Below are 13,276 nucleotides of genomic sequence, written 5' to 3'. Positions count from 1 at the left end.
TCACTTAACTTATTTGCCTGGTAAATTATTAAGCAGACAAAACTTTTTGTTGGCTGTCTCGAAACAGTCGCGCCGTAGGGCCATCACTGTTTAACAGCACTTCTGGAGGGCCTTTTTCGACCAACCGTCCATTTTCCAAATACCAAATCACATCGGCAGCAGCCAGACGTTCTTTACGGTGGGTGATGATTAAAACAGTGCCTTTATGTTCCGCCAATACTCGATCTACAACGGCGGTAGCTTGGGCATCTAAGTTAGCATCTACTTCGTCGAGCAGCAATACAGGTGGATTGCCTAAAATTGCTCGTGCTAGCCCGATGCGTTGGCGTTGTCCGGCTGATAAGCCCTTGCCACCTTCTGCAACTTTGGTTTTTTCACCTTCGGCAAGTTCTGCTAGCACTGCATCAATGCCACAAATTTGCCGAACTCTGGTAATTTCCTCAACAGGAGCATCTCGCCAGCGATAGCGGAGATTTTTCTCTACTGTTCCTCGCAATAAAGGCAAATCTGGCCCAGCCATACCAATTGCTCTGCGCACAGATTCTAGGCTGTATTTTGCTAAATCTTGTCCATCTAGAAGAATCTTGCCCTTGTCGGGGTCAATCAGGCGTGCAGCGAGAGAAAGTAGGGTAGACTTGCCTGCTCCATTTGGCCCTACTAACGCGACAATTTTGCCTGGTTCGGCGATCGCGCTGACCTCATGCAACGATCCTTTTAAGCTCACACAATCAAATTCCAAACGTCCTGCTCCTAATTGGAGTTCTGGAGCATTTCGCTGCTCTGTTACTAAAGAAGGAGTTTTGAGAAATTGTTCCACCTTTTGCAGCGCTACTCGCGAGTTGTGCCAGTATTCCTGCACCCTACCCAAGTCCCGCAACGGTGGAACCAAAAGTCCAACAATCGTCATTGCCGCCACGACAACACCAGGTGTAGTACGACCTGCTGCTACTTCCAATGCCCCCACAACCAAAGCGGCACCAGAAGCGATCGCTGCTGTTCCTTCCGTAATTCCCCGCAATTGACCCGCCACCATTGCCCGGTCTACCATTGCCTCTTCTAAACGGCGGCTCTGGCGAGCAATGCGCTTTTTCTCTCGCTGCGACTGCCCAAAAACTTGCACCACGGCGATAGAAGCTACCTTTTCATTGATATTTGCAGCTAAGTTACTCAGTCGCCGTCTCGCCTCTTTGGCTACTGACTGCATTCTCCCACCCAACTTCATGGAACTTAAAGCACCAATTGCTAAAACTAAGCCAACAGTAAAAGCCAAACGACTGCTGACAAGGGACAAAGCTGCTAAAGAGGCAATAGTTGTAGTTAGAGCTACAGTTAACCTTGCTAAACCCAAGCTCACCCACTGGCGCAGAGCAGTCAAATCGCCCACAAAACGCAGCATGACTCCTCCTTGACTGCGATTTTGGAGAGCACGAGGGGCAAGGCTCATCAACCGCTCATATAAAATCATCCGAATTTCGTAGGCGTAATCTTGACCGATCCGTTCGGCATCGGCTCGTTCCATTACCCTGAGTAAGGCATTGACAATGGCCGCTGCTACCAAACCCAAACCAATCTGCCACACCATCTTGTTATCAAAACTAGCATTAGCAGTTGTAATCAGTTTGTCAAATGCCATTTCCACCAAAATTGCATTGGCTACAGTAGCAGCAGCTTGACAAAAGCCGTTAATCACCAAGCGAGTAAGAAGCCAAGTACGGTTCCCACTAATTGCACGAGGAATCTGGATCATAATTCTGTGCCGATTAGGTGGTGCTCAACTGCTTAGTCAGGACTAAATCAGAAAAAGGGCGAGGAGATGGCAGAACAACTTTTGCTGCTTTTACTCTTTGCAATAGATCGATTGCTTGTTCGCGGAGCATCTGTATATCAAAAATTGGCAAAGCAGTGGCTTTTTGAGCTTCACGTGCCGCTAATGGAGATGCGGTTACTAAACCGCTAATTGCCAAGACAGGTAACTGGTAGCGCTGTAACCATTCCACACCTGCGGCTGCTCCCAACGCACTACCTGTGGCAAACAGTACACCATCAACAGTGTTACGGAAGGCAAGGGAAGAAACTAGCGCTGAGGTTTCTTCTTGGTAAAGTCCATCTGCTACCTCTAGCACGATTACGTCTACCCCTTCAGCAGCTAAGTGATTGGTGAGGAGATCTAAAATTCCTTGGACTTGTTGGAGTGTAGCTCGATACGTGGAGGGAAAGCCAGCACAGGTGAAATCCAAAACTAAGCTAGCTCCGGCATCGCACATCAGCCAAATGTCTCCACCAGCGCCAGTACCAGTAACCTTAGCGGCTCCCACTTTCATTCCCGAATTGACCAAGCCCCGAATCAGGTTAGCCGCTGTGGTAGTTTTACCAGAGTTCATAGATGTACCAACAACAGCAATTGTGTAAGGACGCTGGCCAATATAGCTAGTTGGTGGTAAAGCCCAATCAGCAAGGTTGATACGTTTACCTTGTTTATCACCTAGTAAGCCAATGGGAGTAATGGCTGTGGGTGGTTTCATTTTGGCGTGTTGGGATAAAACTTTTGCTGCTATACCACCAGCTGCTGCAAGATGACATGGAGACAAATCTTCGGGAATCTCCGCTTCAAATTGGTCAGGAGCATAACGATTACCGTAACAAATGATTACTTCATCACCAGGAAACATGATGGCTTTGCGACCATCGCAGAGTTCGAGACGTTCGTGCTGACCTGTTTGGTCTACTCTCGCTAGTAATAAATCACCACATTCAGGTTTTATATCTTCGGTAAGAAGTGTGGCGATCGCCTGAAAATCTACATGACGAGTGGTAAATGATATTTTGGCTTGAGTAAGCCTTTGTGATTCCAATTCCGAAATATTCATAAGTTTTGTTCCTCAAATACTTAATATTTCTTTGGATTAGATAATAGGGAACTCAAATCACAAAAAACAGGCAAGATAAACTAAGAAGAATTAAAAAATATTTTATTCTTCTATCTTGAGGTTGAATTTTTATCAAACAGAATTCAGAATAAATTCTTCATTCTGAATTCTGAATAATTCTTCAATCCTTTATTTTTTCGACGCTCTACAGCCTTTTTTTGTTGTTTTTTCTAATGGCATCTGCCTTTGGTAAACATGAATACAGTTTGGTAGCTAACCAGATGTTAATCTGATTGCTAATGTTTATTTTCTCAAATCAAGATTAATTTAAATTAAGAAAAAGATGAGAAAATTCTCATGTTCTCAGCCGATATCCGATGCCTCGAACTGTTTCAATAAAGTTGTTGCCTAGCTTCTTGCGAAGATAACCTACGTAGACATCAACAATATTATTACCAGGGTCATAGTCGTAACCCCAGACCTGACTTAGTAATTGTTCTCTACTGAGGACTTGTTCGGGATGACGTAGAAAAGTTTCAACTAAGGTAAATTCACGGGCAGATAATTCAATTAGACGATCGCCTACTTTCACCTTACGAGTACGCAAATCAAGGACAATATCACTTGCTGAGAGTATCATCTCATCTTTGTCTGTTGGCGAGTAGCGATCGCGCAACCGTGCGCGTACCCTAGCTAAAAGCTCCTCAAATCGAAATGGTTTAGTAACGTAATCATCTGCTCCTCTTTCCAGACCGCTAACTTTGTCCTTAAGACTGTCACGAACGGTGAGAATAATGATAGGCAACTGCTGCCCCTGACCGCGCAATTCTTCCAACACTGTCCACCCGTCTTTGTTTGGAAGACCGATGTCAAGGATAAGCAGGTCAAAATCACCGCTGCTAGCCATGAGCATAGCTTCTTCACCATCATTGACGATAAAGGTGGTAAAGCCATTAGCCTTGAGACCTTTCTGGAGAAAGCTAGCAATTCGAGATTCGTCTTCAGCAATAAGAATTCTGCTCATTCACTAATACCTCCTGAGGGGGTTCAAGGGGAAGGACAAGGGTAAAAGTAGATCCACCCTTTGGACGACTGAAGAGTTTAATTGTTCCGCCGTGAGCAACTGCGATCGCCTGTACAATCGCCAAGCCTAAGCCAGCGCCATCGGAACGGCGTCCGTTAGAGCCGCGGGCAAAGCGCTGAAAAATTCGTTTTCGGTCTTTAGGTTTGATACCTTCGCCAGTATCACGTACCCACAGACGCACTCGATTCTTTATTAATGCGGAACCTAGTGCAATTACGTCCCCCTCCTTAGTATGTTGGGTAGCATTCACAGCTAAATTCATAATTGCCTGTGTCAGCCGCTGGCGATCGGCCACAATCCGACATGAAGCTACAGCTTCTAAACGCCAGTCTCGAACTGCTAAAGCTTGGGTTTTAGCATACAGTTCTACGGTTAGCGCACCAATGTCTACAGTTTCTAAATTTAAAAAGTCCGGTTGTTCTGCCTTAGCCAGTAACAGTAAGTCATCGACGAAGCGATTCATCCGATCCAACTCGTCGGTAACTAATTCTATAGTTTCTTGTCGTTCTTCGGGGTCATCACTCAGTAGTTCTAGATGACCCCGGATAATTGTAATTGGCGTCCGTAGTTCATGGCTGGCATCGTTGATGAAGTCTCGTTGGCTAGAAAAAGCGGTTTCAAGCCTTTCTAACATCTCATTGAAGGTTACAGTTAGTTCGGCAATTTCGTCTGAACCTTTAACAGGGATACGTCGCCTCAAATCAGACTCACTAATCGAGCGAGCTGTTTCGGTGAGTAAACGTAGGGGAACAATTAGCCGTCCGGCTACAACCCAGGCTAGCAATGAAACTATAGCCAGGACAACTAACATTACCTGAATAATGAGGAAAATAGCCTCATTCACCTCTTGATGCTCAAGGGCAGTAGAATGAACCACTACCATCACTCCATGATTTTTCCCTCTGATCACCGGTTCAGCCAGATAATAGACAAGAGTACCAGATGGAGTGATCTGTTTATCTTGTGTGGGCAGGGTCAACTGTGCCCAATACTCTAACAGTTGTGAATCTGAATATATAGATTCTGGGATAATTTTCGGGTCTGATTTGTAAAATTCGCCGTTTAAAAGCGCAATAAAAAACTCGTTGTCGTCAGGAAAGTTACGAGACATATATTTATCAAAGATAGAAATCACGTCATTTCCAAACGGCTTACCTGTAGTGGGGTTTCTCCCGCTCACGACTTTTTGAAATTCCTTTATCTCTTGTATTAAAGACTTTTCAATCCTCTTTTCTTGCCGAACAAGGAGAAGATGACGGATGACAAAGATAGATGTTACCGCAGATAAAACCATCAGCAGCACAAACCAAATTAAGATTCGGACGCGAATGCTAAAGAAAATTTTGTACCACTTAGGAGATGAAATTTTCTGCTTCATCCATTTATCTACGTTTGTTGAACAATATTTAAATTTACATAGTTTAGCAATTTTTAAATATCACCCTAAGTAAGAGAAAAACATAGCATTGCATTATTCATGGAATTTTCAACATCTTCCTAGAGGTAGAATTGCGGCTGATGCAAATTCTAACTTTGCTATTCATCTATCTGCTTCAACATTCCCTCCACCAATTCCACAGCAAAGGTTTTATATCCCACTTTGTCGAACAGAATTACCATCTTGTCGCCTTCATAACGCAGCACCCGCCCTTTAGCAAAATTGGTATGAATGACAGCACTATTGATGGCAAAAGGCTGATTCTGTAGATTTTCTTCAACGACAATTCCAGCTTGGCAATTATTGCAAAATCCACAAGCTTTCTGTCGGGGTTCGCCAAAGTAGTTCAACAAAAATCTACGCCGACAATCTCGCACTTCGGCATAATTCCGCATCATTTCTAAACGAGATTGCAAAAATTTTTGCTGTTTTTCTTGTGCTATTGCTGCTGCTTGTGCTGCTTGTTCTTGATTAACTTCCGCCTCGCTTTGAGTTACTTCACCCGTTGGCAGAATTTCCACTGCTTCTACTTCTTCCAAACGACTGAGAACTTTTGTAACTTTACTGGCAGATAGTTTTGTTTGTTTTTGTAAATCTTCTGGTTCTAGTGGTGTCTCAACGTTTTTTACTGCTTCAGCCACTTGTAAAACCTCATCAACATCTACCTTACCGCCACTAGCAAAAAAACGGCGGATGTTGAGGTCATGAGCATTGTAAAACAGAATTGCTTTTGCTTGCTCGCCATCCCGTCCAGAACGTCCAATTTCCTGGTAGTAAGAATCGAGCGAATCGCTGATATCGTAGTGGAAGACAAAGCGCACATTGAGTTTATCTACTCCCATACCAAAAGCAGTGGTGGCAACGATAACTTCTACCTCATCTGCCATAAAAGCTGTTTGTACTTTCTCTCGTTCTCCTGCTTTCATTCCTGCGTGATAATGAACGGCTTGCACACCTTTTTTGCACAATTTTTCAGCAATTTCCTCACTGTGCTTACGGGTTGCCGCATAAACTATACCTGGCTTTTCGACATCAATCACTCGCTTAATCAAAGCATTTTGCTTTTCAGTGACGTCGTGGAATGGCTCTACACCCAGCCAAATATTGGGGCGATCAAAACCGCGCACAAATATACGTGGTTCTCGCATTCCCAATCTTTGGATAATCTCATCTCGCACAAGAGTTATGCTAGTGAAGTGGCGTGCTGATTAAAAGTAGGAATTTACCTCACGCAGAGTCGCAGAGAGTTTTCACGAGTGTTTATTCTCACTCATTAGACGGACTTGATATAAAATTCCCTCAGTGGGCATTAAACTTAGTTGACAATGCAAATTAGACGGGCTTTTTCTGGTACGTTCTGGGAATCTAAGGTAGGCTACTGTCGAGGCGTCAGAGTCGGAAACCATATTTATATTTCTGGAACTGCACCAGTTGCCGAAGAGGGTGGAGTATTTGCACCTGATGATGGTTATGCTCAAGCAAAACGGTGTTTGGAAATTATTCAAAAAGCATTGCAAGATTTAGGCGCTGATATAAATTCTGTGGTGCGAACTCGGATGTTTGTTACCGATATTAGCCGTTGGGCTGAATTTGGGCAGGCGCATCAAGAATTTTTTGGTGAGACTCCACCTGCTACAACTATGGTGGAAGTAAAATCTCTGATTGATCCGGCAATGTTAATAGAAATAGAAGCGGATGCAGTTTGCTTGGATGGGTAGTGCTGTATAGTCATAGCTTAATGAGTAAGCTAGTATTAGTGTTTTAGAAATCTTCACGATCAGGGAATACAATCGGATATGGCTTTTTATGTGGTTCTTTTGAAAGATAGTGAAGATGATAAAAAAGTAGTTTACTACTTTGGATCTAGTGAAGAAAAACTTGGTCGTCTAGAATTGGATAAACTTAGCGGTGAAGTTAAAGAAATAGAACCAGCCCCAACTAATAATTCTTCAGCTTTGTTTGTGAGAGCCTCAGCCAAAATTTACCGACATTGGCAACAGAGAAACTTTCCTGAAAAAAGTTGTTGGGCATCCTAAGAGGAAAATTACAGCAGGTTTCATCTATTTAGACCACACTCTTGATTACTCTTTGCGCCTGGAGCGTCTCTGCGTGAGACAAATAAAGCTGTGGTTCATTTACCCGAAAATCGCTATAACCACCTGCTCGGCATTCCATAAATTCCCCATCTGTTCTAAATTCCTGCTCCATCTAAAAACTCTTCAATTACCAAATCACTATCGGATTTAATTTCGTTGCCTACACATACATCAGTAGTAGACAGATGTAAATTAGTTTCCAACTGCTCCACTTGTTTTTCTAGTTCCTTTACCCGTTCAAATAAAGCTCGGATCGCTTCAGCTTCTACATCGCGCAGCTGATTGTGAGCCAAAACATCGGCTTTTAACTTGTCTTGACGAGTGATACGTCCGGGAATTCCAACTACAGTAGTATTACTAGGTACATCGCGCAGCACTACAGAACCCGCCCCGATGCGAACGTTATCCCCAATTTGAATATTGCCCAATACCTTTGCACCTGCTCCCACGACTACATTGTTACCTAGAGTGGGATGACGTTTGCCGTTTTCTTTTCCTGTGCCGCCTAAAGTAACACCTTGATAGATCAAAGCGCGATCGCCCACAATCGCCGTTTCCCCAATCACTACTCCCATGCCATGATCGATAAATACACCCTTGCCAATTTTTGCTCCTGGGTGAATTTCAATGCCAGTCAAAAACCGACTGATCTGAGAAATCAAGCGCGGGATAAAAGGTATTCCCCTTTTATATAACCAGTGTGCTAGTCGATGGAACATCAGGGCTTGCAGCCCAGGATAACAGAACAAGACTTCCACCCAGTTACGGGCAGCAGGATCGCGCTCGTAAATTGTTCGCAAATCAGTTAGCAGCATACTCAACTCAAATTATGATTGCTTGGCAAGGCTATAGTGTTCGGAAGTTCCCTATGACTTAGAAATCAGATTTTTAAGGTAAATACCATTTTCCAGATAATTTTCCAGATATGGATTAGGGAATTATCTATGAATCTACGATAAACCGATAGTTTTATAGCTTTTAGGTGATTAGTGGGATGCTATCACATTTACTAATCAGAAAAAAGTTCATACTTCGCAAAATACAAAAAATTAATCGATTAACCGTAGTATAAGATTTTCCCAGCAATATTCCTAACAAGTAACCGATAGGCGAGCGTGAACTGGAACAAATTCTGACTTGTCTGCCGTGCAGGTGTGGTGCAGAGTCAGCACGGATTTATGCAGTTAGATTCCTCAAGTTTTGGGCGGTGACTTAATCCAGGTAAAGCCGATCGCATTAATTTAGTCAGTTCCATTAAAGGCGTGATTGCAGTGAAAAGAGTATTGGAAGCTGACTGGATCTGCCTTTAAAAGAAAATTTTAGCGGAGTCTACTTTTAGCGATTGGATACGCCTCCAGATCATAATCTCATTTTACAGCAGTTTTCTGTAAGGTGGGCATTGTTCACCACTATCTAAAATGCTTACTACATAGGCTTTGGCGGGCAATGCCCAACGCCAGTTGCTCCACTTGGGGAAACCCCAAGTGGAGCAACTGACTCCCCTACGATTTGTGGTCTAATCTAACAGTAGGGTTTTAGAGTGTATTAGGGCAAGACAAAAAAAGTTTGTATAGAAGAACAATTGAGAGCGGTAGGTGCTTGATGTTGTACCTACCACTCAACTAAATTATTTATCGGCATTATTTACGTACATCTGCCATAGCAAATTGCTCTGCAAACAGTTCTAATTGCTCTGGGCTGAAGGCATTGAGGTACTTGGGCGCGATCGCAGGAGTCAGAAATTCCAGCATCAGGCGGTTTTCAATCCAAAATTCGATGACATCAAATATGCCCTCACGGTTGCACGGTAATACTCGCCATCCTTCCCGTGCGCCAATTTGTTCAATTTCCTCTAAGCTGCTAGGAACAGAAATTGCTGCATGAACGGATGTGTAGTTAGAAGGATGCTCATTAATTTGGCATCCTGCTTGTCCTTGCCATGCATCTGGGATGAGTTCCGCACCCAAGGGGTAAAGTTCAATTAATGTACCAAATTCATCTCCTACTAGTACCATGTAACTATCGGGAACGGGAGGAAAACGAAGGGCTTTGCCGCGCAAAATTTCTGCTAACACACTAGCGACGTGTTGAGGATTTTTAACTGCAATTGAAATATGGTGAATCATAGTTGTTTAAACTTGTTGAACAGAGGTGTGTGTTGCTTTGTAGTGATACCTACAGTCCAACTATGTTCAGTTTCGGATTTTATAGCAACTAAGCCGACAGCAGGTACATTCTCACAATAACTCTGGCAAAGAAAATAGCCGTTGTCGATCTAATTCTTGCAACCGCTGCTTTTCGGCATAAAAGGCTTGGTAATAAGATTGCCACCGCTCTGGCTCCACTTGTGGATCGGTTTGCTGCCACAATTCCAAGAAGTGACGATAGCGCTTTTCTCTTAACACGCGTTCCATACAAGCGATCGCTGCTTGTACTACTTGGGGAGTGCGCAGAATTTCTTTTTGGCTTTTCTCGTTGAGATGAAACAGATGGGAAACTAACTCTATTTCTTCAGGAAACTCTAGAAATCTATCTTGCACTGTCGAGATTAGCTCTTGCTCCAAAGGAACAGATGAAATTTCTAAAATCTGTTGCCACAAAAATCGATGATGGGAAAGGCTAAATTGTAAATCTCGCTCTTCTAAGGCGTCAGTAATAAATTGACGTTGTTCGGGACAATGCAGGTAAATTCGCAATAACAAAGCCTCTGCTTGTTCTAAAAGACTCTTTTCTAGTGTTGGTGTAGTTTTTTTACTTTCCTGTGTAGATGATTGTGTGGTTATTCTAGGCTGTTTTGGACGAGGAAGATAGGCTGATTGAGAGCTATAGCTATTTTGCGGAGCAATTTGAGTGAGGAGATTTTCTACTCTTAGGGGTAAAAGTCTCGTATCTCCCAGAGCTAATATTTCTGCACAATGAGATACGTAGTAATTAAGCGTATCGCTATTTTCTATATTTTTCAGTAATTTTACTAACTGTTGAGATACTTGCTGAAAGTCAGTAGCCTGTTTCAAGTCCCGATTTTTAATTATTTGCTGAATTTGCCAATCTAGCCACAAAGGGGCGTTTGCTAACAGTTGGCGATAGTCTTCTGGGCTGCGTGCAAGCAAGTATTCATCAGCATCTTTACCATCAGGCAAATTCAGAATCTTGAGCTGTACTTCGCCCTTGTATGCTAAGTTGGCAATTTCTCCGATCGCTCTTTCGGCGGCAATAGTCCCGGCTTTGTCGGCATCGAAGTTAAGTATCAATTGTTTTGAGTCGCTGTAGCGCAACACCAAGCGCACTTGCTCTAAACTCAGAGCAGTACCGAGAGATGCGACAACGTTGTTAATTCCGGCTGCGTGGAGGGCGATCGCATCAAAGTATCCTTCTACCACCACCGCTTGATCGAGTTGAGAAATGCCAGCTTTAGCCTGATGAAGTGCAAATAAAGTTTTACCTTTCTGAAAAAGTTCAGTTTCCGGTGAATTGAGATACTTTGGTTGCTCCTCTCCCAAACTTCTACCACCAAAAGCGATCGCGCGTCCCATAATGTCATGAATTGGTATCATAATGCGATCGCGAAACACATCGTAATAACCAGTGCTTTCTTTGCGGGGTTTAATTAAACCAGCCTTCTCTACAAGCTGAACTGGATAGCGTTTATCTTCTACCAAATAGCGATAAAGGGTTTCCCAACCAGCAGGAGCATAACCTAAATTAAATTGCCCAATTGTTTCATCTGTAAGTTGGCGTTTTTCTCGCAGATATTCAAGAGCTAATTTTCCTTGACTTTGTTTGAGAGCGTGCTGATAAAATTGGGAAGCCGAAGCGAGAACTTCATAGAGTTGCGATCGCTCCGAGAGTTGCCTGGAAAATTCTTGTCTATGTTCGGGTTCTAGAGTTTGCACGGGTACTTGGTAGCGCCGTGCTAAGTCAAGCACTACTTCCGAAAATGAGTGCTTGTGTAAATCCATCAAAAACTTAATCGCGTTTCCTCCCGCTTGACAGCCAAAGCAATAATACATTTGCTTGCTGGAACTAACGGTGAAACTGGGAGTTTTTTCTTCGTGGAAGGGACATAAACCGACAAAATCTTTCCCCCGCCTGCGTAAAACAACGTGCTCCGAGATCACATCATAAATGTCAGCTCGTTGTTTTATTTCCTCTATAGTGTCTGGGTGTAAACGGGGAATACTCATACTAAGCCATTAGTCATTAATCATTCATCATTGGTCATTAAACTTTAGATCAATTGCTAATGACAAATAATAAAGGACTTCTAATGGCTATTATATTCTTGTTCCCAAGCCAAAAATAACTAGTAAGAAATATTACATTTATTTTACTTAAAGGAAATATTGAAAATGGGACGCATTTTTATTTCAGCAGCACACGGAGGCAAAGAAGCAGGAAAACTCGATCCAGGCTCGATCGCGGGTGGTACAACAGAAGCTAAGGAAATGATTTTGCTGCGCGATTTAATTGTAACGGAACTACGGGCGCGGAATGTTGGTGTTTTGGCAGTTCCCGATGATTTAAGTGCCAAACAAACTATCGAATGGATAAATTCTCGTGCTCGTCGAGGTGATGTAGCGATAGAAATTCATGCCGATGCAGCTAGCAGCCCGGATGTGCGCGGGGCTAGCGTTTTTTATATTGCCAACAACGATGAGCGCAAGATTAACGCCGATTTACTTTTGGTGGGATTGCTACGTCGTGTTCCCCAATTACCTAATCGTGGGGTTAAGCCAGATACTAATTCGGGTTTGGGCAGTTTGGCATTCTGTCGCCAGATCACCGTGCCTTCTTTATTGATGCAGGTTGGTTTTTTAACCAGCCCAGACGATCGCTCTTTGCTGCAATCTCGCCGTCGCGACTTTGCCATTGGCATTGCTGATGCACTAGCAGCTTGGAGTCGTACTATCGATCCTGGCTCCGGAGAAGAACAGGAACCGAAGTTTCCGCCCATTAATATCAACATCAACGGACAAAAGTACGCCGAGCAAGGGATACTCGTTAACGGTAATGCTTACATTCCGATTGACTTAGTAGATCGCTTGCGGATTGATCTGTCGAAATCATCTAATGTCCGTCGCATCACTTATCGACGAGTTGTTTATGTCAAAGCTATTGAACTGCGGGACTTTAATATTTCTGTTAGTTGGGATAATACGACTCGTACAGTTACCTTACGCTCCAATTTAGTAATTTGTCCTGGTCAAATCGATCGCATCATGTCGCCGGGTTATACTTCAGAAGTGCAGTTACAGATATTTCTCAAAAGCAACAATGAAAATGCTTTAGTACAGTTTCCTGAAATAGCGAAACTCTATCGAGAAGAAGCTGCCATTGAAGGAGTAAATTATGACATTGCCTTCTGCCAAATGTGTGTAGAAACTGGGTTTTTACGATTTGGCAATGACATCAAACCCGAACAAAATAATTTTGCAGGCTTAGGAACTATTGGCGGTGGTACACAAGCAGCGTCTTTTGAAAGTGCCAGAGTTGGTGTGAGGGCGCATATTCAACACTTAAAAGCTTACGCTAGTTTAGAACCTTTAGTACAGGAAGTCGTAGATCCACGCTTTCGCTTTGTTACACGCGGTGTTGCTCCCTTAATAGATCAGCTATCAGGACGCTGGTCAGCAGAGTTAGATTATGGTGATAAGATTATGGCGATGCTCAAACGCTTGTATGAATCGGCAGGATTTATGTGATCGGAAGGGAACAGGGTACAGGTTACAGGGAACAGATGAACAGGACAAGGTGACAGGGGGACACGGGGACATCGAGAATGGATCAGCAT

Annotated in this window: 12 protein-coding genes; 3 read left to right on the top strand and 9 right to left on the bottom strand. The window is 43.3% G+C overall.

Going from position 1 to position 13,276, the window contains the following annotated elements; all coding sequences use genetic code 11:
* Nucleotides 1-28: 28 nt before the first annotated feature.
* The 5 genes from UYC_RS0131945 to UYC_RS0131925 all read right to left on the bottom strand — a co-directional run bounded on the left by UYC_RS0131945 (nucleotide 29) and on the right by UYC_RS0131925 (nucleotide 6,567).
* Nucleotides 29-1,747, bottom strand: a complete 1,719-nt coding sequence (locus UYC_RS0131945) for an ABC transporter ATP-binding protein (protein ID WP_016872302.1) — start codon at nucleotides 1,745-1,747, stop codon at nucleotides 29-31.
* 13 nt (nucleotides 1,748-1,760) lie between these two features.
* Nucleotides 1,761-2,867, bottom strand: coding sequence for a P-loop NTPase family protein (locus UYC_RS0131940; protein WP_016872303.1), 1,107 nt, complete (start codon nucleotides 2,865-2,867; stop codon nucleotides 1,761-1,763).
* Nucleotides 2,868-3,222: 355 nt separating this feature from the next.
* Complete coding sequence (locus UYC_RS0131935; RefSeq protein ID WP_016872304.1) at nucleotides 3,223-3,891, bottom strand: response regulator transcription factor; 669 nt, start codon at nucleotides 3,889-3,891, stop codon at nucleotides 3,223-3,225.
* Complete coding sequence (locus UYC_RS0131930; protein WP_016872305.1) at nucleotides 3,869-5,329, bottom strand: sensor histidine kinase; 1,461 nt, start codon at nucleotides 5,327-5,329, stop codon at nucleotides 3,869-3,871. The genes UYC_RS0131935 and UYC_RS0131930 overlap by 23 nt, the downstream gene beginning before the upstream one ends.
* A 158-nt stretch (nucleotides 5,330-5,487) precedes the next feature.
* The gene (locus UYC_RS0131925) at nucleotides 5,488-6,567 is read right to left on the bottom strand and encodes a helicase-related protein (RefSeq protein WP_235082847.1); all 1,080 of its coding nucleotides are present in this window, start codon (nucleotides 6,565-6,567) and stop codon (nucleotides 5,488-5,490) included.
* A 147-nt stretch (nucleotides 6,568-6,714) separates the two neighbouring features.
* On the opposite strand from UYC_RS0131925, the gene UYC_RS0131920 reads away from it, so the two are divergent.
* A complete protein-coding gene (locus UYC_RS0131920) occupies nucleotides 6,715-7,107 on the top strand; it encodes a RidA family protein (RefSeq protein WP_016872307.1) in 393 nt (130 codons plus the stop codon).
* A 78-nt stretch (nucleotides 7,108-7,185) separates the two neighbouring features.
* Nucleotides 7,186-7,425: a hypothetical protein gene (locus UYC_RS0131915; RefSeq protein ID WP_016872308.1), complete on the top strand. Its 240-nt coding sequence runs from the start codon at nucleotides 7,186-7,188 to the stop codon at nucleotides 7,423-7,425.
* A 28-nt stretch (nucleotides 7,426-7,453) separates the two neighbouring features.
* On the opposite strand, the gene UYC_RS38380 is transcribed toward UYC_RS0131915, so the two are convergent.
* From UYC_RS38380 to dnaG, 4 genes are all read right to left on the bottom strand, one after another.
* The gene (locus UYC_RS38380; protein WP_016872309.1) at nucleotides 7,454-7,597 is read right to left on the bottom strand and encodes a hypothetical protein; all 144 of its coding nucleotides are present in this window, start codon (nucleotides 7,595-7,597) and stop codon (nucleotides 7,454-7,456) included.
* Complete coding sequence (cysE, locus tag UYC_RS0131910; RefSeq protein WP_016872310.1) at nucleotides 7,581-8,300, bottom strand: serine O-acetyltransferase; 720 nt, start codon at nucleotides 8,298-8,300, stop codon at nucleotides 7,581-7,583. The genes UYC_RS38380 and cysE overlap by 17 nt, the downstream gene beginning before the upstream one ends.
* Before the next feature lie 825 nt (nucleotides 8,301-9,125).
* Nucleotides 9,126-9,611, bottom strand: coding sequence for a hypothetical protein (locus UYC_RS0131905; protein ID WP_016872311.1), 486 nt, complete (start codon nucleotides 9,609-9,611; stop codon nucleotides 9,126-9,128).
* A gap of 111 nt (nucleotides 9,612-9,722) precedes the next feature.
* On the bottom strand, nucleotides 9,723-11,669 hold the full coding sequence (gene dnaG, locus UYC_RS0131900; protein ID WP_016872312.1) for a DNA primase: 1,947 nt from the start codon (nucleotides 11,667-11,669) through the stop codon (nucleotides 9,723-9,725).
* A 165-nt stretch (nucleotides 11,670-11,834) separates the two neighbouring features.
* On the opposite strand from dnaG, the gene tftA reads away from it, so the two are divergent.
* Complete coding sequence (tftA, locus tag UYC_RS0131895; protein ID WP_016872313.1) at nucleotides 11,835-13,187, top strand: hormogonium tapered terminus morphoprotein TftA; 1,353 nt, start codon at nucleotides 11,835-11,837, stop codon at nucleotides 13,185-13,187.
* The last annotated feature ends 89 nt before the right edge of the window (nucleotides 13,188-13,276 follow it).

Source organism: Chlorogloeopsis fritschii PCC 6912 (genome assembly GCF_000317285.1).
GTDB lineage: Bacteria > Cyanobacteriota > Cyanobacteriia > Cyanobacteriales > Nostocaceae > Chlorogloeopsis > Chlorogloeopsis fritschii.
The sequence above is the reverse complement of the archived record's forward strand: the minus strand, read 5'-3'. Positions and strand labels throughout refer to the sequence as shown.

What these genes read in the sequence shown, in the direction of transcription:
- UYC_RS0131945 (WP_016872302.1), bottom strand. Translation starts at nt 1,747, where the DNA reads ATGATCCAGATTCCTCGTGCAATTAGTGGGAACCGTACTTGGCTTCTT.
- UYC_RS0131940 (WP_016872303.1), bottom strand. Translation starts at nt 2,867, where the DNA reads ATGAATATTTCGGAATTGGAATCACAAAGGCTTACTCAAGCCAAAATA.
- UYC_RS0131935 (WP_016872304.1), bottom strand. Translation starts at nt 3,891, where the DNA reads ATGAGCAGAATTCTTATTGCTGAAGACGAATCTCGAATTGCTAGCTTT.
- UYC_RS0131930 (WP_016872305.1), bottom strand. Translation starts at nt 5,329, where the DNA reads ATGAAGCAGAAAATTTCATCTCCTAAGTGGTACAAAATTTTCTTTAGC.
- UYC_RS0131920 (WP_016872307.1), top strand. Translation starts at nt 6,715, where the DNA reads ATGCAAATTAGACGGGCTTTTTCTGGTACGTTCTGGGAATCTAAGGTA.
- UYC_RS0131915 (WP_016872308.1), top strand. Translation starts at nt 7,186, where the DNA reads ATGGCTTTTTATGTGGTTCTTTTGAAAGATAGTGAAGATGATAAAAAA.
- UYC_RS38380 (WP_016872309.1), bottom strand. Translation starts at nt 7,597, where the DNA reads ATGGAGCAGGAATTTAGAACAGATGGGGAATTTATGGAATGCCGAGCA.
- cysE (WP_016872310.1), bottom strand. Translation starts at nt 8,300, where the DNA reads ATGCTGCTAACTGATTTGCGAACAATTTACGAGCGCGATCCTGCTGCC.
- UYC_RS0131905 (WP_016872311.1), bottom strand. Translation starts at nt 9,611, where the DNA reads ATGATTCACCATATTTCAATTGCAGTTAAAAATCCTCAACACGTCGCT.
- dnaG (WP_016872312.1), bottom strand. Translation starts at nt 11,669, where the DNA reads ATGAGTATTCCCCGTTTACACCCAGACACTATAGAGGAAATAAAACAA.
- tftA (WP_016872313.1), top strand. Translation starts at nt 11,835, where the DNA reads ATGGGACGCATTTTTATTTCAGCAGCACACGGAGGCAAAGAAGCAGGA.